General features: G+C 58.1%; 1 protein-coding gene. It reads right to left on the bottom strand.

From position 1 onward, the window contains the following. Positions 1 to 212 precede the first annotated feature (212 nt). Positions 213 to 1,556 carry an IS1380 family transposase gene (locus tag VFX97_04200; GenBank protein HEX5702401.1) on the bottom strand — a complete coding sequence of 448 codons (1,344 nt, stop codon included), beginning with the start codon at positions 1,554 to 1,556 and terminating at the stop codon, positions 213 to 215. Positions 1,557 to 1,663 lie beyond the last annotated feature (107 nt).

The following is a 1,663-nucleotide window of genomic DNA, read 5'->3' as shown; positions in this document are numbered from 1 at the left end:
TAACCTGGATTATTCATGAACCTTACTGTCTTTAAGGATTTTTCCGGCCATGGGACCTTGGGAGCTATCGGTTGACGGTTTTGGTGTCGAGAAAAAGGTCTTGGCGCCAATTCCTGCTTCGTGCGGTAGAGCAATGAAGGCCGATTCTCGGATTCAAGACACACTTTGCCCATGATGTCTGCTGGGAGAGTCGTCGAGGGTCGGCTTGGTGCTCAGGCAGGCAAGGGTTCGCATCGTCGAACGGCCTCCAGAGCCTCGTAGAAGAGTGACCGTAAGGGCCAAGAGCTCGACAGGTGAAACCAGATCCGACGAGTGCTGACATGGACCCGTGCCGCTATCTTGAAGAGCTTGAGCCGCAGCGTCGAGGTCTCTGCCCGAGCCAGATCAGTTCCGCGAAGGGCATGATGAAGGAAGTTCATCAAGTTATAGGCCAGACTGTGCAATTGCAGGCGAAAGGCATTGGCTCGGTAGCGAGAGCAACTGAGCCGGTCGGCCTTCAAGCCATTTTTCAACTCGTCAATCCGATTCTCGACCTCTCCCCGACCTTGGTAGAGGGCGAACAGTTCGGCGGCGCGCCCGTACCGGTTGGTGATTACGCAGCGCACATTCGTACCCAAGGGATTGACCTCCACCTTGACCAGAATCCTGCGGCGCCGGGGCCATCTGCGGGCTTGATAACGGAAACTGGAAAAGATCCGCACCGGCTCGCCCGTATCGGCGAATCGCTGCTTAGCCCGCTCCAGCAGAGGAGTCAGCCAAGGCTCGAAGCAGGTGTGTGCCGGGATGCCGATGAGATAGTCGATGCTCTCGGCTTCGAGATGGTCGTACAAACCGGGAGCACTGAAGCCGGCATCGGCGCGGAAACGGATGGGTGCCTTGGGGAAACGCTTGCGCAGTTGGGGCACGAGACGCTTGAGTTCGGGCAAGATGCCTTCGGCATCGGGGACAGTACCAGGCCGCAGACGCGACGCGAGAAGGTAGCCTGTCCTGCCTTCGAAAATCAACAACGGCTGGTACATGTAAGTACCATACTTGCCATGGAAGAGTGCCAACTGCTGTTGACCATGGGTGGGGTCCTCAGTGGAGTCGGCATCGAGCAGAATCTCTTGAGTCTCTGCCTCCCGCAGTCGAGTCCCATGGCGCAGGAACCACTTCAGCGACAGATCAGCCAGCCGCCTCACATCGTTCCAACTCGCCCGGTTCTCCAAACGCGACAAGGTCGGCTGACTCGCCAGAGCCCCCTCGGGACGCTCGGGATGGACAAGCAACCGCAGGGTCGGATCCTTGCGCAGCAGATTGGCATCGACGGCATCCTCGTAGCCGGCAGCGATTTGATAGAGGCGCTGTCGCGCCATCTCTGCGCTGCTGTGTTGGACATATCGGGCATCCCGACTGTCCTCCAGGAGTCCTTCGAGGTCTCGGGTCAGTCTCAGCCGCTCATCGAGTTCGCGCAACACGATCAGGCCGGCGTCACTGCTGAGGGCACCACCGTCGAAGTCGAGGGCGATGCGGGGTTGAAACTGGAAGAGAAACGGGGTAGAACACTGTGTGACCATCGGTCCTCCGAGATCTCGGTCTCATGAATGTCTCGCAACATCTTGATACCACAGATCTTGGGCCCGATGGTCATCTTATTTTGGCCGACTTCCATGAATAATCCAGG

The sequence above is a fragment of the Pyrinomonadaceae bacterium genome (assembly GCA_036277115.1).
Taxonomy (GTDB): domain Bacteria; phylum Acidobacteriota; class Blastocatellia; order Pyrinomonadales; family Pyrinomonadaceae; genus UBA11740.
The sequence above is the reverse complement of the archived record's forward strand: the minus strand, read 5'-3'. Positions and strand labels throughout refer to the sequence as shown.